The sequence below is a fragment of the Streptomyces sp. NPDC046335 genome (assembly GCF_055587985.1).
Genome location: NZ_JBVJFF010000010.1, coordinates 241,397 through 261,871, shown reverse-complemented (window position 1 = coordinate 261,871; position 20,475 = coordinate 241,397). Strand labels below are relative to the sequence as shown.

Sequence of the window (20,475 nt, the reverse complement as noted above, 5' to 3'; positions counted from 1 at the left end):
AATCCGACGCACGTGATCGATTATTGCCCTCCCTTCTTTCAGCCGTTACGATTACTGACCATCGGCGCCCGGTTTCACGGTGCACTCACCAACCGACGGGATCTCGCATGCTCAAGTCGCAGAGGCTGGCCACCCTTCCGATCGACTCCTACGACTTTGACGAAGAGCTTTCGATCATCGATTCGAACGACGCCCGGGGCGAGTATGACGCCTTCACGTTCGGGTCCTGGTCCGCGCATGTCCTTGCCAATTCCGGGGGAAGTGACGAGGACACCTCCTTCCGCCCCTACGAGGGTCGGCTCGCTCTGACGGAGCTGGGCAGGAAGCTCCCCAAGATCATGTCCATCGTCAACGACAACTTCCCCCTCGAAAGGCTGCAATGGGTACGTGTATTCAGCCTGAGTGACGGAATTCTCGCGCCCCACGTCGATTTCCTTGAATTCTCGGAGCCGGGGACACGGCTCCAGATTCCGCTGCGTACGGACGAGGATTCCCTGCACTCCGAGAACGACATCGTCTATCACCTCCGACGCGGTGAGGTCTGGAAAATCCACACGACGGTCCCGCACTCGGCCCAGAGCGTCTCGCCCTTCGCGAGGCTGTCTCTCTGCCTCGATTTCGCCGGTGCCGAAGAGCCGATCGAAATCAAGAACTCCATTCCCCCGGAGCTGCCCGTACGCATCATTTCGCGCCCTTCGGTCACGGAGGCCGAGGTGGAGGAGCTGCTGTCCTCCGCGGCCGGCATGAGCGCCGCCACCCTGCGGACCTCCTTCCGGCGGTTCGCGGCGGTCCACTTCGCGCGCCGGGCCGATGCGACGGCGGCGTTCGACTGGTTCATCGAGGCCGCCGTGCGCACCGGGGACGGCGCGCTGGCCGAGAAGGCCAAGGCGTTCCGCACGTACTGCATCGAGAAGCGCGGCTACCGCGAGGCGTTCGAGTGGTGAGGTATCAGGGACAGGGGCTCCGCCCCGGGACCGGGGAGGGCCTTGCGGTCCAGCTTTCCGTTGGGTGAGACCGGCAGCTCGTCCGCGAGCCACCAGCGCACCGGCACCATGTAGTCGGGCAGGGCCGCGAGCAGCGCCCGGCGCAGTTCCGGGGCCGACGGCGGGTCACCGGTGAGAGCCGCGTGCAGCTCCACCGCCCCGTCGGCCCGCGCCACCGCGAAGGCCGCCGCGTCCCTGACCCCCGGGAACCCCGTGAGGCGTGCCTCCACCTCGCGGGGCTCCACGGCATTGCCCCGGATCTTGATCAGGTCGTCCATCCGCCCCAGCAACTGGAGCGTCCGGTCCGCCCGCCACACGCCGCGGTCCCGGGTGCGGTAGAGCCGCGCGCCAGGGCGGAACGGGTCGGGCACGAAAGCCCTGCGCGTCAGGTCGGGATCGGTGTACCCGATGGCCACTCCGGCACCGCCGATGTAGACCTCCCCGACCTCCCCGTCGGGTACGGGCGCACCCTGCTCGTCAAGGAGGTAGATGTAGGTGTTCCACACCAGCGAGCCGACCGGCGGCCCCGGTTCGAGATTGCCTGCCGCCCCGCTCATGGAGTGGGCGGCCACCATGTGGTTCTCCGCGGGGCCGTAGTGGTTGTGCAGCGTGATCTCCGGCCGGCGCGTCAGCAGCGCCTCAAGGGCCTCGTTCACCCGGACCGTCTCGCCCGCGCTGATGATGTGGCGCAGGTCCGCGGCGTGCTCGAAGGTGGTCGGCAGCGTCATGACCACGTCGATGAGCGACTGCGGGAAGTCGACGACCTCGATGCGCTCGTCGACGACGAAGTCGATCAGGTCCCGTGGATCGCGCCGCACATGGGGCTCCGGCACATGGAGGCACCCGCCCGAGGCGAGGGTGTAGAACATCTCCTGCACGGAGACGTCGAAGGTGAGCGGAGCCACCTGGAGGACCCGCCGCCCGCGCCCCAGACCGGAGCCCTCCACCTGCCAGGAGATGAAGTTGGCGAGGCAGCGGTGCGTCTGGACGATGCCCTTGGGCGCGCCGGTGGAGCCCGAGGAGAAGATGACGTAGGCCGGGTCCTCCGGCGCGGGCCCGCGCCGGACGGCCGCCGCCGGGACCGGGCCCCCGGACGGCTCCGGGGCCACCAGACCCGCCAGACCGGTCGTCGGTGTACCCGCGGGGCCGGTGTCCAGTGCCGACCCTGGATCGGCCAGGACCAGCAGAGCCGCGCTGCTCGCCCCCAGGATCTGCGCGATGCGCTCGGGCGGGTACGCCGTGTCCACCGGCAGATACGCGGCGCCGGCCCGCAGCGTGCCGAGGACCGCGGCGGTGAAGTCGGCACCCGCCCGCGCGGCCAGGAGCACCACGTCGCCCCGGCCGATGCCGAACTCGCCCACGAGCCGGCCCGCGACGGTGTCCGCGAGACGGTCGAGTTCCGCGTACGTCACCTCCCGGCCCGGCTCACGCACCGCGGGGTCTCCCGGATGCGCCGCCACCTCGCGGTCGATCAGCTCAAGGACCGTGGACACGCCGGTGTCCACCACGGGCCCGGCGTGCCCCGGAGGGGGCGGGGCCGCGGTCACCGCCGCGCTCCCTGACGCCCGTCCCAGGACCGGGTGACCGCTTCCGGCAGGAACGAGTAGGGGTCCTGCGGGTCGTCGGCGGTGGCCTCGACGGCGATGTGGTGACCGACGTCGAGCTCTCGCGCCAGTTCCTCGAACACCTCGACCATGACGAGGTCCTGGAGCGCGAGACCCGTCGAGTCGTACACGGTCATGACCGGCGACAGCCGCCGGTGCGCGTCCGGGTCGAGGAGGAGCTCGGCGAGCGGCGGCCCGATGTCCTCCGGGGCGAGCTGCTGGCAGTCGCCCTCGGCCCTGGCCTGCTCCAGGTGATCGGGGCAGACGACCGCCTCGCGCAGCAGGCGCAGGGGCAGCTCCGTCTTGCCCGGCATGTCGGAGCCGATGGCGTTGATGTGCACCCACGGCTTGAGGGAGGTGCCCCGGATGACCGGGCCCTGGTGCGCCGCGACCGAGGTGGCGGTGCACAGCACGTCGGCCCGCTCCTCCACCTCCGCCAGCGGCGCGACCCGTACCAGTCCCTCGGGCAGCCGGGCCCGGGCCGCGAACGAGTTCTCCGCCCGCACGTCCTCGTCGCAGACCAGCACCTCCGAGAAGGAGAAGATCCGCGACAGGGCGTGCAACTGGGTGACGGCCTGCGCGCCGCAGCCCACCAGACCGAGCACCGCGGCGTCCGGACGCGCGAGCACCCGGCTGGCAAGCGCCGAAGCCGCGCCCGTACGGATGGCCGTGGCGAAGGTGCCGTCGACGACCGCCCGCAGGTGGCCGCTGTCCGCGTCGAAGGCGCACAAGGTCGACAGGATGGTGGGCAGTTGGTTCTTGACCGGGTTGTGCGGGTTGTAGCCGACCATCTTGATGGAGACCGTGGCGCCGTGCCGTACCGCGGGCATCCACTCCAGAAGGCCCAACTCGGGTGTCTTGAGGAGGAATCCGTCCCGCTGCTTCATCTCCACCGGTGCGTCCGGGCCACCGGCGAGAACGGTGGCCATGCGGGAGATCGTCAGATCGTAGAGTTGCCCTAGTCCCACCTTCGCGACGATGGTGGAGATGGCTTCGGCGTCGACTATGTGCGTGCGCTCAGCTTGCAAGGGTCTCTCCTGGCGCTCAGTGTTAGGGCTTGTCCAAGGGGCTCGAAGGGGCGGCGGAAGGCGAAGGGGCCGAGGGGCCGCGCCCGTGCCAGGACTCCCAGAGTCCGGCGTAGGCACCGCCCGCCGAGACCAGCTCGTCGTGCGGTCCCTGCTCGGTGATGCGGCCGCCCTCCATCACCACGACACGGTCCGCGTCGTGGGCGGTGTGCAGCCGGTGGGCGATGGCGATGACGGTGCGTCCGCGCAGCACCCCGGCGAGCGAACGCTCCAGGTCGCGCGCGGCCCGCGGGTCGAGCAGCGACGTGGCCTCGTCAAGCACCAGGGTGTGCGGGTCGGCCAGGACGAGGCGGGCCAGGGCCAGTTGCTGTGCCTGGCCGGGCGAGACCGGGACGTCGTCGGTGCCCAGCTCGGTGTCGATGCCGTCCGGCAGTGCCCGGACCCACTCCTCGGCGGCGACGGCCGACAGAGCCGCCATCACCTGCTCGTCGGTGGCGTCCGGCGCGGCCAGCGCGACGTTCTCGCGCACGGTGCCGAGGAAGACATGGTGTTCCTGGGTGACCAGCGCGACGTGCCGGCGCAGCTCCTCCAACGGCAGTTCGTGCACGGGCACTCCGCCCAGCGTCACCGATCCGGTACGTGGCTCGTGGATACCCGCGAGGATGCGGCCGAGGGTGGACTTGCCTGCCCCCGACGGGCCGACGACGGCGACCCGCTCACCCGCGCCGGTGCTCAGGCTGACGTTCTCGATCACGTCGTGGCCGGGGCGGTAGGCGTAGCTGATGCCGTCCGCGGTGAGCCGGTCGCCCTCGGGCCGCGGGCCGGAGCCGCTCTCCTTGTCGGCACCCTTCCCGACGCCGATGAGGCGGGCCAGCGAGGCGTCGCCTACCTGCAACTCGTCCAGCCAGCCGAGGAGTTCGTCCAGCGGGTCGATCACGGCCCGGGTGTACAGCGCCGCGGCGGTCACCTCGCCGAGGCTCACCCAGCCCTCGATGTAGAAGAGGCCGCCGAACAGCAGGGTGGCGGCGACCGGCAGGATGTAGCCGAAGTCCATCAGCGGGAACCAGACGCTGCGCAGGAACAGCGTGCGCCGCTCCGCGCCGTTCGCCCGTACGACGTCCTCGTCCGTGCGGCGCACGCGCGGACCCGAGCGGCGCAGCGACTCCACGGTGCGGGCACCGCTCACCGTCTCGTTCAGTCCCTGGGTGAGGTCGGAGTAGCCGGCCGCTTCTGCCAGGTACGCCTCACGGGCCCGCGCCAGGTACCAGCGGGTCGACCAGAGGATGACCGGGACGGCGACGAGACACGGCAGGACCATGATCGGGCTGGTCACGATCAGAGCCACCAGCGTCAGCGCCACCGACAGGCTCGCCACCAGGATCGACGGCGCCCCCATGCGCACGGCCTGGGAGAGCGAGTCCACGTCGCGGGTGCTGCGGGTCAGCAGGTCACCGGCTCCGGCCTTCTCCACGGTGTGCAGGGGAAGGGTCAGGACGCGCCGGATGAACCCCTCGCGGATGTCGGCCAGGACCATCTCGCCGAGCCGCGCCCCTTCGAGGCGCGCGGTGCGGGTGAACACGCCCTGGAGCAGCAGGAGTCCCGCGATCACCAGCACGGTGACGTCCACGCGGGTGGTGGTGATGCCCTTCTCCACCTGCTCGACGAGATCGCCGAGCAGCGCGGGCACGACCAGGCCGCAGACCGTGGCGAGGACGAACCAGAGCACGGTGCGCGTCAGCAGACCGGTGTGGCTGCGCACTAGCCCTCGTACGTGACGGCGGACCGTCTGCGCGTCGGCTACCGGAAGACTCACTGGGCACTCCTCTGAGGGCGGCTGTCAAAAGGGGCGGGGACGGTGACGGTCACGTCTCCTCCCGCATGACGACGGCGGCGTACGGGGACGTGCCGGAGGCGAGCTCCCGGTGTGTGCCGGTCGCGACGACCTTGCCGTCCTCCACGTAGGCGACCTCGTCGGCCCTGTCGAGCAGCAGCGGGCTGTTGCTGACGACGACGGTGGTCAGCTCCGACCTCGACGTGTGGAGCCGTTCGGCGATGACCGACTCGGTGTGCGCGTCCACGGCACTGGTCGGGTCGACGAGGACGAGCACCTGGGGCCGCGCTGCCAGGGCGCGGGCCAGCCGCAGCCGCTGCTGCTGGCCGCCCGAGAAGGTGGAGCCCCCTTCGCTGACGACGGTGTCCAGGCCGTCGGGCAGGGCCTCGATGATGTCCTCGGCGTTGGCGTCGTGCAGGGCCTGCGCGCGTACCTGGTCCGAGCGTCCGCCCAGATCGTCGGCGAGGACTCCGGAGAAGAGGGCGTCGTCGTTGCGGGCGACCAGGATGAGGTCGCGCACCTGTTCCAGCGGCAGGGTCTCCAGCGGTACGCCGCCGACGGTCACCTCGCCCGGTGCGTACCGCCCGAGCCGTTCGGCGATCTCGGCGCCCTCCTCCGGGGTGGACGCGGCGATCGCGGTCATGAGGCCGGGCCTGACCCGCAGCCCCGATGCCGCGTCGTACAGGTCGGGGGCCTCGGAGAGGCCGGCCCGCGCGGTGTCGGCGGTGGGGTCGGGCTCCAGGGCCAGGACCCGCACGACCCGCTTGGCCGCCACGTCGGCGCCGACGAACGACTGCACCGCCGAGGTCGCCGTGCGCATCGGCAGCATGAGGAACGCGGCGTATCCGTAGGCCGCGACGAGTTCACCGGCCGAGAGGCCGCCGTCGACGGCTTGACGGGCGCCGATCCAGACGACCGCCACCACGAAGATCCCGGGCAGCAGCACCTCGGCGGCGGGCAGCACGGATTCGACCTTCGCCACCCGGACGCCGGCGTGCCGCACCCGCTGGGAGTCCTTGCGGTAGCGCTCGCCGAAGGCGGCCTCGCCGCCGATGCCGCGCAGGACGCGCAGACCGGACACGATGTCGCCGGCCCGGTTCGTCAGGTCGCCCTGGAGGTCGCGGTAGTCGCCGATCCGCTTGTGCAGGGGGCTGAGCAGCGGTCCCGTGACCGCGAGCAGGACGGGGACGCCGATGAGCACGAGCAGGCCGAGGCTGACCGACGTGGAGAGCAGGACCACGGCGACGAGTACGACGGTGACCGCGCTGCCGATGCCACGGGCGACGGCCCCGGGCAGCGCTCCGATGCGGGAGATGTCCGCCGTGCCGATGGCGACGACCTCGCCCGTGGAGATCCGCTTGGGCAGCGTGGCGCCGAGCCGTACGGCCTTGGCGGCCACGAGGCGGAACGTCAGGTAGTTCGCCTTGAGCCGGCCGATGGTGTCGCAGCGGTGCCGCAGCACGCTGCCGACGGTGGTCACCAGGGCCAGGCCGATGATGACGCCGGTCCAGGCCAGCAGCCGGTCGGTGTCCTTGTCCGAGATGGCGTCGATGGCCCGGCCGATGGCGAAGGGCGTCAGGCCCATGCTGGCCATCCACAGGCAGCCCCAGAACACCCCGAGGGTGAGCGTGCTCGACTGCCTGCCGATGAGCCATCGGAGATAGCTCCTGGGCGAGCGGAGATCGGGATCTCCCAGCTCGGGCAGCGGATTATTGCTTGGCAATGCGGATTCCTTCGGGGTTGTCGCACCCCGGGCCGGCCGGGGCGGTCAGGGGACGGAGTGGTGCTCTGCGGTCGGTGGTGCTCGGTGCGTCTGTGGTGGGGGACGTCCGGGGCCTCCCGGTCAGCTGCGTGACGGCAGTCGACTCGCGATGAACGTCCGAAGTGCCGCGGTCACCGGGTGGGGGTCGGCGAGGTGGTAGAAGTGGTCTCCGGGGAAGGTCCGTACGGTGCCGGGTCCGGCGGACCACTCGGACCACCGGCGGATGTGGTCGTCCGTGACGCCTTCGTCGTCCCTGCCCCGCCACGCGCTGAGCGGGCAGGGCAGGAGCGTGTCCTTCTCGGGCGGAGTGTAGGAGTCGCAGATGGCGCTGTCTCCGCGCAGCGGTCGCACCACCGCCGCGGCCAGCCGGCTGTTGGCCGCCGCCGCCTCGGGTACGGCGCCGGCCGCGACCAGTTCGGCGACGAGCTCCTGATCGGTCAGCCGGGGAGTGCCGGAGGGCTCTCCCTGCTCGTCCGGTGCCCGGGAGGCCGATGCCACGAATCCGAGCGGCCACCGGCCGTGGTCACGGCCGAGTGCGCGGGCGAGTTCGTACCCGACCAGGGCCCCCATGCTGTGGCCGAAGACGACGTAGGGCAGGTCGAGTCGGGCGGCGAGCGCCGGGACCAGTTCGTCGAGCACCTGCGCCATGCCGGTCGCGGGTTCCTCGCGCCACCGGTTCTCGCGGCCCGGCAGCTGCACGGCCAGCAACGCCACGTCGGGGCCGAGCAGTTCCTGCCACGGGCGGAACTGGAAGGCGCCGGAGCCCGCGTGGGGCAGGCACACCAGCAGGGCCTTCGCGGTGCGTGGCGGGTTCCACTCCACGAACGGCAGGCCGTGGGGACGGCCCGTCGTCGGCGCCGGGGAGACGGTCACGGGGGCGGGGTTCAGAACCACGTGCGTTCGGTCCGCGCGGAGAGGAGCCCGGCGGGGCACCGCCGGTTCGCCGGGGGCCTGGCCGCGACCGGCATGCGAGTGTGACGCTTCTGAATGGCAGACACGCTGTTTCCCTTGCCGGTCGAAGGTGACGTTCAGAGGTGGGGGACGGTCCGTGCTCGGCGGCCGGACATGACATCAACGGCGGACGCGGTATCGGAAGTCGACGGAAGGGTCGGCGGACGCTGCTCCGCGGGTGCGGCGCGAATCCTCATTGCGCATGCTTCCTGCCCCCATCGTCAACATTCCTACCACGAAATGGACTTGGAATGGCAGGAGGCAAATATCGGCCCGTCCGTTGTGTCCATGTCCAGGCCGAACAGGAAGATGCTCCCGTTCAGTGACTGTCCATCAAGGCCCGTGAACTGTGCTGTACGTCACATGGTTGGGCCGTGTCGGCACGTGCTTCACTGGCCAGGAATTACGGGTCAGAGGCCGAGCCGACCTGGAACTTGCCGGCGGGGGTAGTGCGACGTAAGGAGGAGTACCTCCGGCCGACCGGCGCGCACGGAGACCCCATTGCGGCCGAACAAGTGTCCAGAACCCTGTCCCCGACCGGGGTGCGGGGTGAGCGCATGAAGTCTTCGTGGCGATACAGCGCGACGGGGTCGAGGGGATGTGTGCATGGCGCAGGACGAACGTGGCGTAGCCGTGATTTCTGGTGCATCGTCGGGATTCGGCGAGAGAATTGCACAAGTATTGTCCCGGCAGGGTTACTTGGTGGTCGCACTGGCCCGCAGGGCGGACCGGCTGAAGGTCCTGGCGGAACAGGACTCCAGAGGATCGATTCTTCCGGTGGTCGCCGACGTCCGCGACCGGGACTCCCTGGCGCGGGCCCTCGACGATCTGCCCCCGGACTTCCGTGACATCTCGGTGCTCGTCAACAACGCGGGCCTGTCCAGGGGATTCGGCCCCCTCCAGCACGGCAGCGACGATGCCTGGCGCGACATGGTCGACACGAACATCACCGGACTGCTCAACGTCAGCGGCCTCGTGCTGCCCCGCCTGATCGACCGCGGGTCCGGGCACGTGGTGAACATCGGCTCCATAGCGGCGAGTTACCCGTACATGGGCGGCAATGTCTACGCCGCCACCAAGGCGTTCGTGCACCAGCTGTCCCTGAACATGCGTGTCGACCTCCAGGGCACCGGTGTCAGGGTGAGCTGTGTGGCGCCGGGGATGGCGAAGACCGAGTTCGCCAAGGTCCGCTACGACGGGGACGAGGACCGCGCCGACGCGCTCTACGAGGGTCTGGAGCCGCTCACCGCCGACGACGTGGCCGAGGCGGTGGAGTGGTGCCTGTCGCGGCCCGCTCACGTCAACGTCAACATGATCGAGCTGATGCCGTCCGAGCAGCCCTTCGGGCTCGGCTTCGCCGGCGGGCCTTCCGCCCCACCGGGCGGCGCGGATGACGCGTGAGTCTGTGCGGGCCCACTCCCGGCGCCTGAGCGCGCGGGACGGCCTCGTCGCAAGACCCGCGCGTCCGGACGACGTGGAGCAGATCTCCCGGCTCTCCGCGCCCTTCGTCGAGGAGGGGCTGCTGATAGCCCGCCCCTCGGCCGAACTGGCCGCGAAGACACAGGAATTCGTGGTCGCCTGCGAAGGGGACCGGCTGGTCGGCTGTGCTGGGATGGCGCCGGCCGGCCGGAGCCTCGTCGTCTACAACCTGTGCATTGCGGACGACTGGCAGGGCCGGGGAATCGGCCGCCATTTGGTCGGCGTCGCCGCGACTATCGGCAGGGAACAAGGGTATTACTCTCTGCTGGCCCTTACCCGTTGTGGCGGGGAATGGTTCGGGAAGCTGGGGTTCTCGAAAGTCCCGGTGAGCGAGACCCGTCAGGAATGGCGCACTCTTTTCCGTCCCGGCCGGAGATCCAGCCTCTATCAGTTGAGACTCGCCTCCGAGCAGTCGGGGGACTGAAGCACGTCCGTGTGCTTGCTCAAGCAGACCAAGGAGTGACACAGTTGATAATCTGCGGGTTGAAACTCACGCATGACGGTGCCGTCGCCCTGCTCGACGACGACCGCCTCGTTTTCAGCGTCGAGATGGAGAAGCTGGGAAACGGCCTGCGCTACAGCACGGTCGCCGACTTCAGCCTGATCCCCGGAATCCTCTCCGACTTCGGCTATAAGCCGGAGGACGTGGACCAATGGGTCATCGACGGCTGGGACGGCGATGTGTCCGGCACCGTCTCCCTGCTGGACCAGGGGACACCGACCGAGGTCGTGGTGGGTCCCTACCGGGAGTCGGCGGCCTGCCCGGCGCTCGACGCGCCCAGCGTCTCGGGCACGTTCCCGATGGACGGCGGGACCCACCCGTACACCAGCTACCCGCACGCGGCGGGGCACGTGGCGAGCGCCTACGTCTCCAGTCCCTTCGCCCGGCGCGACGAGCCCTCCTTCGTCCTCGTCTGGGACGGCGGGCTCTTCCCCCGCCTCTACTGGGCCGACCCGCGCGAGGGGGTGCGGAACCTCGGCGAGCTGTTCCCCGTCATCGGCCACGCGTACGCCATCGCGGGGCACCACTTCGGGCCCTTCCGCAAGGCCGTCCAGTCACCCACCGTCGACGACCTCTCGGTCGCAGGCAAGCTCATGGCGTACATCGCGCTCGGCCGGCCGGACGAGGGCGTACTGACCGTGCTGCGCGAGGAGTTCCACCGGGTCTTCGAGAGCGAGGAACCGGCCGCCGTGGAGTACCGCGCGACGGTCGGCGGGTACGGCAGCCTCTTCGAGCGGTCCGTGCCCCCGATCCACGAGTTCTTCTCCGCGGTCCGTGACCGGGTGTCGCCCCAGGGCGTCAGCGACGAGGACGTCCTGGCGGGCGTGCACGCCTTCTTCGAGGAGCTCCTCGTCGAACGGATCACCGCCAAGGTACGGGCCGTCAAGGGCGAAGGCCCCTGGAACCTGTGCTTCGCCGGCGGCTGCGCGCTGAACATCAAGTGGAACAGCGCGCTGCGCGAGGCGCCGGACTTCCGCGACGTATGGGTGCCGCCGTTCCCCAACGACTCGGGGTCCGCCATCGGGGCGGCCGTACTCGGCAGGGCGCAGCGCGACGGCCTGGCGCCGCTCGACTGGAACCCCCGCCTCGGCCCGGCGCTGGCCCCGTCCCCCGAGCTGCCCGACGGCTGGTCGACGACGGACTGCACGCCCGAGGAGCTCGCCCGCATCCTCCACGAGTCGGGGGAGCCGGTGGTGGTCCTGCACGGGCGCGCCGAACTCGGCCCCCGCGCCCTCGGCGGCCGCAGCATCCTGGCCGCCCCCGTCAGCGCGTCGATGAAGGACGAGCTGAACCGGGTCAAGGACCGGGAGCCGTACCGGCCGGTCGCCCCCATCTGCCTGGAGGCCGAGGCGCCGGAGATCTTCTCGCCCGGTACGCCCGACCCCCACATGCTCTTCGACCACGAGGTGCGGGCCGACTGGGTCGACCGCATCCCCGCGGTCATCCACCTCGACGGCACCGCGCGGCTCCAGACGGTCGGCGAGGGCGACGACGAGCTGCTCTTCACCGTGCTGTCCGCCTACCACCGGCTCAGCGGCGTCCCCGTGCTCTGCAACACCAGCGCCAACCTCAACGGGCACGGCTTCTTCCCCGACGTGGCGTCCGCCGCCCGGTGGGGCAGGGTCTCCCGGATCTGGAGCGACGGGACGCTGTACCGGCGGGCCGACGGCTGAGCCGAGGCGGTGAGACAGGAGGCGCACTCCGACCCGGCCGGACTCGGCACGGCCGAACTCCTCGTCGCCGCCCTGCCGCGGCTCAGGGAGCTGCACGGCCGGACCGTGGTCGTGGTGGCCGGCGACCACGTGCTCGCGGACGAGAAACTGAGGCAGGCGTTCTGCGCGGACATCGGGTTCCTGCGGTACAGCGGCGTGCGGACCGTCGTGGTGCACGACGGCGGACCGCACGTACCGGCGTGGTCGGACCACGACCCGGCGGCGCTGCGGGGCCATGTCGCCGGGTACGTGCAGCGGGGGCTGGTCGGGAGTCTCAACGACCACACCACGCTGGCGGTCGGCATGACGGGCGAGGACGGCCGCACTCTGGTCGTCCGCAACGGGACGGACGTGGTGGTCGATCCGGGGGTGCTCCGGGTGTATCTCGACAGTGGCCGCATCCCGGTGGTGTCGAGCATCGCGTACGGGAAGGACGACGGCATCCACCACCTGGCGGCGGCACCGGTGGGCGCCGCTCTCGCCGCCGCGCTGCACGGCACCCTGGTGCTGCCGGCCGCAGCCGGGGAGGTGAATGCGGTGGGAGCGGGCGTCGTCGACATGTCCGTGCCGCACGCCGTGCTGAGGCATCTCCACCGCCTCGGCTGAGAACGGCACAGGGACGCGCCGACACCCGGACCCGGGCAGCGGGAAGGCCGTCACGAGGCGCCGTGCTGGTCTCCCGTACGCGCGCCCGTAGACCGGCCGTCCGCCGCTGTCACGTCCCCGGCCCCGGGTGCCGCGGCGGGGAGGTCCCGTAGGCGGCGGAGGGCGGAACCCAGAAGAGGAGCGTTCGCGACGATCAGGGAGACGACGACGATCCACATGGTCGCGCGCGACCCCAGCAGGGTGTTCACCGCTCCGCCGATGACCGCACCGAGCGGAATGGTGCTGTAGTTCAGCACCAGCGTGGTCGCGGTGACGCGGCCCAGCATGTCGGAGGGACAGTAGGCCTGCCGGAAGCTGACGATGATGACGTTGCAGGCCACGACGCCCGCCAGCACCACGGTGGACCCCACCACGAACAGGGCGAGCCGCGGTCCCGGGTCCGCCAGGGGGATGAGCAGTGCGAAGGGAGCCGCCGCCAACTGGATGCGCAGCAGCGCACGAGCCGAGCCGAAGCGGCGCGCGAGACCCCCGGCGGCGAGCCCTCCCAGCACACCGCCCAGGCCGCCGAAGGAGATCAGGACCCCGACGAGACCCGGCTCGGCCCGCACCGTGCGGACGAGGAAGACGACGTGGACGGCCTGGTAGGCGGCGAGCGCCAGGTTCAGTGACGCACCGAGGACGGTGATCGGGCGGACGTACCGGTCGCCCGCGACGAAGCGGAGGCCGTCGGCGATCTCCTGCCGCAGGCGCCGACGGCGCGGGGCGGGACGCCGCTCGGCGGCCCGGATGCGCAGGAGGCACAGGGAGGAGACCAGAAAGGACACGACATCGAGGAGCAGCCCCGGCACACTGCCGACGGCCTGGGCGAGGAACCCGCCGAGGCCGGGCCCGGCCACCCGGGTGGCCTGGTCGCTGACCTGCAACTTCGCGTTGCCCTCAAGGAGTTCGGCCGGGGCGACCAGGGACGGCAGGTACGCGGAGTAGGCGGTGGAGAAGAAGACGGACGCCGCTCCCGTCAGGAGCGCCACCAGGAGGAGCTGCCCGATGCCCAGCGCACCGAGCCACCACGACAGCGGCACACTGGCGAACAGCGCGGCGGAGACCAGATTGCAGACGAGCATCACCGGGCGGCAGGGCAGGCGGTCGACCCAGGCGCCCGCGGGCAGCCCGATGACGAGCCAGGGCAGCCAGGGAGCGGCGGTCAGCAAGCCGACCGTGAAAGGGGAGGCGTCGAGCGTGCTGACGGCCACGAGCGGCAGCAGGACCGAGGTGACGCTGGTGCCGAGCCTGCTGGTCGTCTCGCCGATCAGCAGCAGGCGGAAGTCGCGCCGGGCGAGCAGGCCCCAGAACCCCTTGGCCTGCCCGGCCCCGGACATTCCCGTATTCGGCTCCGCCTTTCGGTCGTCGGCGGGCCCCGGATTATTCATGGCTCGGTGGCCTTTCGACAGGTGCCGTTGGAATGTGGACTTGTTAACATGCCGTGCCGCCCGGCCAGTTGGCGAGCCGGTCCCATACCCGCGACTCTCTCGTGCTCCCGCTTCCTCACCCTGCGAACCCGGCGAACCTTGCGAACCCGGCGAACCCGGCGACCGAAAGCCGTCGGCCACTGAATCACGCGGACCGCGGTCGGTCGCGAACCTCTCAGCTTTCCCGCTTCAGTTCAAGGAGCCTTTGTGGACAGTGGCGAGATCGATCTCCTGAAGCGATTCTCCGCGACGGTGGCACGCCACCCGCGTCGCGTCGCGCTGTCCACGCCCTCGGAGTCGCTGGACTTCCGTGCGTTGCGGACCCGCGTGGAACAGATCGCGGCGGCCCTGTCCGCCTCCGGGGCCGGGCCGGGAGCGGCGGTGGCGCTCTGCCTGCCGCGGTGCGCCGACCTGGTCGCCGCGATGCTCGCCGTATGGCACGTGGGCGCGGCCTATGTGCCGCTCGATCCCGCCCACCCCGACGAGCGGTTGCGCTTCCTGGCCCGGGACGCCGGAGCCCGGCTGATACTCACCGCCGGCTCGCCCGAAGGACGGCGCTTCCCCGGTTCCATGACCTTGGAGGTACCGGACATCGGGCCCGGCCACGAGTGCCCGTCCGTCGACACGGCCGCCCCACTGCCCGCGCTCCCCGTCCCCGTCCCCGGCCAGAGCCCGGCGTACGTCATCCACACCTCGGGCACCACGGGCCTGCCCAAGGGCGTCGTCGTCACCCGGCGCGGCATCGCCCATCTGATGCGGGCCCTGGAACAGGCCGGTGTCTACCCCCCGGCGCCCGCCCGGGTGGCCTGGAACGCCGGGCTCGGTTTCGACGCCTCGCTCCAGCAGTGGACCAGGGTCTGCCGCGGCGACACCCTGATCCTGCCCACCGGCGAACTGCGCGCCGACCCCGCGCTGTTCGCCGGTTTCCTCCGTGCCCAACGCGTCACCGATCTCGACGCGACGCCCTCGCACTGGGAGCTCCTGCGTCCCCACGTCACCCGGGCCGCCGACAGCGCCGGACCGCTGCGCCTGTTCCTCGGCGGCGAACCCGTGCCCGCCGCCCTCTGGACGGACCTGGTGGACCTCGCCGACCAGGGCCGGGTCACCGCCGTCAACCTGTACGGCCTGACCGAATGCACCGTGGACTCGACCGCGGCCCGGATCACGGGCCCGGCACCGCACATCGGATCACCGCTGCCGGGAGTGAAGACGTACGTACTCGACAGCGCACTGCGGCCCGTGGCGGAGGGGGAGACCGGGGAGCTCTACCTCTCCGGAGCGGGCGTCGCGCAGGGCTATGCCGGGCGGCCGGGCATGACCGCCGAGCGGTTCGTCGCGGACCCCACGGGCCCGGCCGGGACCCGCATGTACCGGACCGGCGATCTGGTGCGCCACCTGCCCGGTGGTGAGCTGGAGTACCTCGGCAGATCGGACGACCAGGTGAAACTGCGCGGCCACCGGATCGAACCGGGCGAGATCGAAGGGGTCCTTTCCGGACACCCCTCGGTCGCCAGGGCCGTCGTCGTCGTACGGGAGGACAGGGCCGACGACCGGCGGCTCGTCGCGTACGTCACGACCGCGGGCCAGGACGCCGTGGACCCCGCGGAACTGCTCGCGCACTGTGCCGCCCGCCTGCCCGCACCCATGGTGCCGTCCGCCGTCGTGCCCCTCGACGCCTTCCCCATGACACCGAACGGCAAGACGGACCGGTCGGCGCTGCCGGCTCCCGCCCCGGCCCGCGCGGGCCGGGGGCGTGCACCCGCGTCGGCGTCCGAGGAAGCCTTGTGCGCGCTGTTCGCCGAGGTGCTCGGCGTGGACCGCGTGTACGCCGACAGCGACTTCTTCGCGGCCGGCGGTCACTCGCTCCTGGCCATGCGGCTCGTCGGCCGCATCCGCGCCCGGGAGGGCACGGAGCTGACCGTCCGCGACGTGTTCGAGGCCCCGACACCCATGGACCTTGCCCGGCGGACCGGCGCCCGGCGGCCGACCCGGCCCGTGCTGCGCCGCCGCACCCGCCCGGAGCCGCTGCCTCTCTCCGCGGCCCAGCGGCGGCTGTGGTTCCTGGACCGGCTGGAAGGGCCCAACCCGACCTACAACGAGCACGTGGCGTTCCGGTTCACCGGCGCACTGGACACGGAAGCACTGCGGTCCGCCCTGGCGGACGTCGTCGCCCGCCACGAGGCGCTGCGCACGGTCTTCCCCGACCGCGACGGCGAACCCCACCAGCACATCCTCACCCCGGACGCGGGCCGCCCCGCCCTCCCCGTGCGTCCGCTGGCGGAGGAGGAGCTGGCCGACGCGCTGCGCGACACGGTACGGGCCCCCTTCGACCTCGCGGCCGAACCACCTTACCGCGCCGCCCTGTTCACGACCGGCCCCGACACGTACGTACTCCTCCTCGTGATGCACCACATCACCAGCGACGGCTGGTCGCTGCGGCCCCTGGCCCGCGACCTGGCCATGGCCTACCGCGCACGCCGCACCGGCGACCGGCCCCCGTGGCCCGAACTCCCCGTCCAGTACGCCGACTACAGCCAGTGGCAGGAAGACCTCCTGGGCCGCCAGGACGATCCGGACAGCCTCCTGAACCAGCAACTCACCTACTGGACCAAGGTGCTCGACGGGATGCCCGAGGCCCTGAACCTGCCGGCCGACGGGCCCCGCACCGCCTCGCCCGCCCGCCCGGGCGCGACCACGGCCTTCACGTGCGACGCGGAACTGCACGGTGGCCTGCTCGCCCTGGCCCGTGCGCACGAATGCACCCTCTTCATGGTGGTGCACGCGGCCCTCGCCGTCCTCCTCACGCGCCTGGGGGCCGGCGAGGACCTGCCCATCGGCGCGGTGACGGCGGGCCGCGCCGACCCGGCCCTCGACGACCTGGTCGGCTTCTTCGCCAACACCCTGGTCCTGCGGACCGACACCTCCGGCAACCCGGCGTTCCGCGACCTCCTCGCCCGGGTCAGGGAGACCGACCTCGCGGCGGCCGAGCATCAGGACCTGCCGTTCGACCGCCTCGTCGAAGCGCTCAATCCGGCACGCGTCGCGGGGCGCCAGCCGCTCTTCCAGGTCTTGCTGGCCTTCCAGAACGCCGCCGAGGCCGTATGGGACTTCGGTGAGGCGGAGCCGCGCCCCGAGCCGGTCGCGGTGGGCACCGCCAAGTTCGACCTCGGGCTCTCGGTCACCGAGCTGCGGACGGAGGACGGCGCGCCCGGCGGCCTGCGGGGGACCCTCGAATTCTCCGCGGACCTCTTCACCGCCCGGACCGCGCGGGACTTCCTGACACGGCTCCATCGCGTGCTGAAGACGGCTGCCGACACCCCGGACCTGCCCCTCGCCGACTTCGACGTGGCGACCGAGAGCGAGGAGCGCTACCTGCGTGACTTACGTGGCCTACGTGACCTGGGCCTTCAGGCCGCCGAGCGCCCCGGTACGTCGAGCCCCGCGCCGACCCCGACGCTCCTCGACCTGTTCGAGGAGAGAGCCGGGCGCCGACCGGACGCGCCCGCGGTGCTGTTCGAGCAGGACCGGGTCACGTACGGAGAACTCGACACCCGCGCGAACCGGCTGGCCCGCCTGCTCGCCGGGCGCGGCATCGGCGCCGGCGCCGTGGTGGCCGCGGCGCTGACCAGGTCGGCGGAGCTGGTCGTGGCCGTCCTCGCGGTGATGAAGACCGGCGCGGCCTACTTGCCGGTGGACCCGGAGTACCCGCCGGAACGCATCGCCCACGTGCTCGGCGACGCCATGCCCGCGCTGCTGCTGACGTGCCGGGAAGCCGTCCTGCCGGCAGGGCTCACCCATGGGCTGCCCCGGATGCCGCTGGACGACCCGCACCTCGTCGAGTCGCTGCGTGCCTGCCCGTCGACGAAGCTGTCGGACGCGGAGCGGGGCGGACCCCTGCCCGCCGGACGCCCCGCGTACGTGATCTACACGTCGGGGTCCACCGGCCGCCCCAAGGGTGTGGTCGTCGCCCACTCCGGGCTCGCCAACATGGCCGCCCACCAGCTCACGGCCCTGGGCCTGCGGCCGTCCGACCGGGTGCTGCAATTCGCCTCCCCCAGCTTTGACGCCTTCTTCTGGGAGCTGTCCCTGGCCCTGTCCGCGGGGGCCGCCCTCGCGTCGGCCCCGGCACGCAGGCTGCTGCCGGGCCCTGAGCTGAGCCGGGTCGTCGAGGAGCACGGCATCACCCATGCCACCCTGCCGCCCGCGGTGCTGAGCGCCCTGCCACCCGACGCGCTGTCCGGCGTGGGCACGCTGATCTCCGCGGGGGAGGCGCTCGGCGCCGAACAGGTACGCCGGTGGGCCCCCGGCCGGACCCTGATCAACGGCTACGGGCCGACCGAGACCACGGTGTGCGCGACCATGAGCCGCCCCCTGGCCGAGGGGCGCACGGTCCCCATCGGCGCGCCGATCCGGAACACCCGCGTCCATGTGCTGGACGAGCGGCTGCGGCCCGCGCCGACCGGCGTGGCCGGCGAGCTCTACGTATCGGGCGCGGGCCTGGCCCACGGCTACCTCGGCCGGCCGGGCACGACGGCCGAACGGTTCACGGCGGACCCCTTCGGCCCGCCAGGTACGAGGATGTACCGCACCGGAGACCTGGCGCGCCGCAACGCCGAGGGAGAGCTGGAGTTCCTCGGCCGCGTGGACGACCAGGTCAAGGTGCGGGGGCACCGCATCGAACTGGGAGAGATCACAGCGGTGCTCGCCGGGCACCCTGGGGTCGCGGACGTCGCGGTGGCGGTACGGGAAGACCGGCAGGGCGACCGCAGGATCGTCGCCTACGTCGTACCGGACGCCACCGCGCCCCCCACGGAGGCGGGCGGCGCGTCCGCGGCCGACTGGCGGCAGGTCCACGATGCGGTGCCCGCGCCGGACGACGGGGCCGTGTTCGGCGAGGACTTCACCGGATGGCGCAGCAGTTACGACGGTACCGAGATCCCTGTGGGCGAGATGCGGCAGTGGCGGGACGAGACGGTCCGGAGCATCCGGGCGCTGGGAGCGCTGGGAGCGCTGGGAGCGTTGGGAGCGCCGGGAGCGCCGGGACGGTCCCCTCGCGTCCTCGAACTGGGCGTGGGGAGCGGCCTGTTGCTCTCCCGGCTCGCCCACGACACCGAGGAGTACTGGGGCCTGGACCACTCGCCGGAGGTCATCGGGAGGCTGCGGCGGCAGGTGGCCGACCGCCCTGACCTCGCCGAGCGCGTCGTCCTGAGGACCCAGTCGGCCGACGACATGACCGGCGTCCCGGACGGCCGCTTCGACGTCGTGGTCCTCAACTCGGTGGCGCAGTACTTCCCCGGCGGGGAGTATTTCGAGCGCGTCCTGCGGCACGCCGCCGCGGCCCTGGCCCCCGGCGGCTCCCTCTTCGTCGGCGACCTGCGGAACCTGGGGCTCCTGCGGTGCTTCCACTCCGCGGTCGCACTGCGCCGCACCGGGGCCGAGCCCGGCAGCGCGGCCCACCTGCGGGCCACGGAACGGAGCCTGGCCAGAGAGCGGGAACTGCTGGTCGACCCGGGCTTCTTCCCCGCCCGCATCGCCTCGTCCGACCGTTTCACGTCCTGCGACATCCGGCTGAAACGCGGCAGCCACCACAACGAGCTGACCCGCTACCGGTACGACGTGGTGCTGCGTACGACACCCGTACCGGACGCCGATGTCCCGGTCGCGCGGTTCGGCTGGGGCGCGGAAGTCCGGACGCTGGGTGACATCCGGGACCTCGTACGAGGGGACGCCTCGGGACGACGCGTGCTCGCCGTCACGGGCATTCCCAACGCCCGGCTGACACCGGATCTGCGGACGCTGGGGGAAGACCCGCCTGAAGGCGTCGACCCGGAGCAACTTGCTTTGGCCGTAGAGGAGTTGGGTCGGCGTGCGGTGCTGCGCTGGTCCGAGACGAGTGGCCCCGGGTGTTTCGACGCGGAGCTCGCTCCCACCTCGCGCGGCGCCGGGACAGGGACGGCACCGCTGCCCGACGGAGACCGCGCCGACCTCGTCACCGACCTGGCACATTACGTCAACGTGCCGTGCTCCGAGCCCGTCGACGTACGCCTGGGACAGTCCGTCACACGGCGCGCCAGGACCTTTCTGCCCGACGTCATGGTGCCGTCCGCCGTCGTCGTCCTGGACAGCTTCCCGCTCACCCCGAACGGCAAGCTCGACCGCGCCGCGCTGCCCGCGCCCGACGTCGGCCGGAGCGCGGGGAGCCGTACGCCGCGCACCCCGCGGGAAGAGGCGCTGTGCCGGATGTACGCGGAGATCCTCGGGCTCGCCGAGGTGGGCATCGACGACAGCTTCTTCGACCTCGGCGGTCACTCGCTGCTCGTGACGCGGCTGATCAGCCGCATCAGAGTGGAGTTCGGGGCCGAGGTGCCGATCAGTACGGTCTTCGACGCCCCGTGCGTGGCCGGGCTCGCCGAGCGGCTGACCGAAGCGCGCAAGGCACGCCCGGCGCTGCGCAGAATGCGCCGGGAGGACTGACCACTCGCTACGACGGACCACTCGCTACGACTGCCCCACTCGCTACCACGGACCCACTCGCCACGACGGACCACTCGATG

At 71.7% G+C, this 20,475-nt stretch carries 12 protein-coding genes; 6 read left to right on the top strand and 6 right to left on the bottom strand.

Annotated features, from left to right (window positions below):
• The first annotated feature begins 107 nt into the window (after positions 1 to 107).
• Complete coding sequence (locus ACZ6JY_RS25455) at positions 108 to 944, top strand: putative nonproteinogenic amino acid hydroxylase (protein WP_469199168.1); 837 nt, start codon at positions 108 to 110, stop codon at positions 942 to 944.
• On the opposite strand, the gene ACZ6JY_RS25450 is transcribed toward ACZ6JY_RS25455, so the two are convergent.
• The 5 genes from ACZ6JY_RS25450 to ACZ6JY_RS25430 all read right to left on the bottom strand — a co-directional run bounded on the left by ACZ6JY_RS25450 (position 920) and on the right by ACZ6JY_RS25430 (position 8,099).
• Complete coding sequence (locus tag ACZ6JY_RS25450; protein ID WP_469199167.1) at positions 920 to 2,530, bottom strand: amino acid adenylation domain-containing protein; 1,611 nt, start codon at positions 2,528 to 2,530, stop codon at positions 920 to 922. The genes ACZ6JY_RS25455 and ACZ6JY_RS25450 overlap by 25 nt on opposite strands.
• Entirely contained in the window at positions 2,527 to 3,615 is a 1,089-nt protein-coding gene (locus ACZ6JY_RS25445) for an ornithine cyclodeaminase family protein (protein WP_469199165.1), read from the bottom strand. The genes ACZ6JY_RS25450 and ACZ6JY_RS25445 overlap by 4 nt, the downstream gene beginning before the upstream one ends.
• Positions 3,616 to 3,637: 22 nt before the next feature.
• The gene (locus ACZ6JY_RS25440; protein WP_469199163.1) at positions 3,638 to 5,425 is read right to left on the bottom strand and encodes an ABC transporter ATP-binding protein; all 1,788 of its coding nucleotides are present in this window, start codon (positions 5,423 to 5,425) and stop codon (positions 3,638 to 3,640) included.
• Between the two features lie 49 nt (positions 5,426 to 5,474).
• Positions 5,475 to 7,166, bottom strand: coding sequence for an ABC transporter transmembrane domain-containing protein (locus ACZ6JY_RS25435; RefSeq protein WP_469199161.1), 1,692 nt, complete (start codon positions 7,164 to 7,166; stop codon positions 5,475 to 5,477).
• 120 nt (positions 7,167 to 7,286) lie between these two features.
• Positions 7,287 to 8,099 (bottom strand): thioesterase II family protein, encoded by an 813-nt coding sequence (locus ACZ6JY_RS25430; RefSeq protein ID WP_469199159.1) that lies wholly within the window; start codon positions 8,097 to 8,099, stop codon positions 7,287 to 7,289.
• A 663-nt stretch (positions 8,100 to 8,762) separates the two neighbouring features.
• On the opposite strand from ACZ6JY_RS25430, the gene ACZ6JY_RS25425 reads away from it, so the two are divergent.
• From ACZ6JY_RS25425 to ACZ6JY_RS25410, 4 genes are all read left to right on the top strand, one after another.
• Complete coding sequence (locus tag ACZ6JY_RS25425) at positions 8,763 to 9,557, top strand: SDR family NAD(P)-dependent oxidoreductase (protein WP_469199157.1); 795 nt, start codon at positions 8,763 to 8,765, stop codon at positions 9,555 to 9,557.
• A 73-nt stretch (positions 9,558 to 9,630) separates the two neighbouring features.
• On the top strand, positions 9,631 to 10,059 hold the full coding sequence (locus ACZ6JY_RS25420) for a GNAT family N-acetyltransferase (protein WP_469199154.1): 429 nt from the start codon (positions 9,631 to 9,633) through the stop codon (positions 10,057 to 10,059).
• 59 nt (positions 10,060 to 10,118) lie between these two features.
• On the top strand, positions 10,119 to 11,810 hold the full coding sequence (locus tag ACZ6JY_RS25415; RefSeq protein ID WP_469199152.1) for a carbamoyltransferase N-terminal domain-containing protein: 1,692 nt from the start codon (positions 10,119 to 10,121) through the stop codon (positions 11,808 to 11,810).
• Between the two features lie 9 nt (positions 11,811 to 11,819).
• Complete coding sequence (locus ACZ6JY_RS25410; RefSeq protein WP_469199150.1) at positions 11,820 to 12,455, top strand: amino acid kinase family protein; 636 nt, start codon at positions 11,820 to 11,822, stop codon at positions 12,453 to 12,455.
• Between the two features lie 50 nt (positions 12,456 to 12,505).
• Here ACZ6JY_RS25410 and ACZ6JY_RS25405 read toward each other — a convergent pair whose 3' ends face one another.
• Positions 12,506 to 13,831, bottom strand: a complete 1,326-nt coding sequence (locus tag ACZ6JY_RS25405; RefSeq protein ID WP_469199147.1) for an MFS transporter — start codon at positions 13,829 to 13,831, stop codon at positions 12,506 to 12,508.
• A gap of 297 nt (positions 13,832 to 14,128) precedes the next feature.
• Between ACZ6JY_RS25405 and ACZ6JY_RS25400 the strand changes: the two genes are divergently transcribed.
• Entirely contained in the window at positions 14,129 to 20,395 is a 6,267-nt protein-coding gene (locus ACZ6JY_RS25400; protein WP_469199145.1) for an amino acid adenylation domain-containing protein, read from the top strand.
• The last annotated feature ends 80 nt before the right edge of the window (positions 20,396 to 20,475 follow it).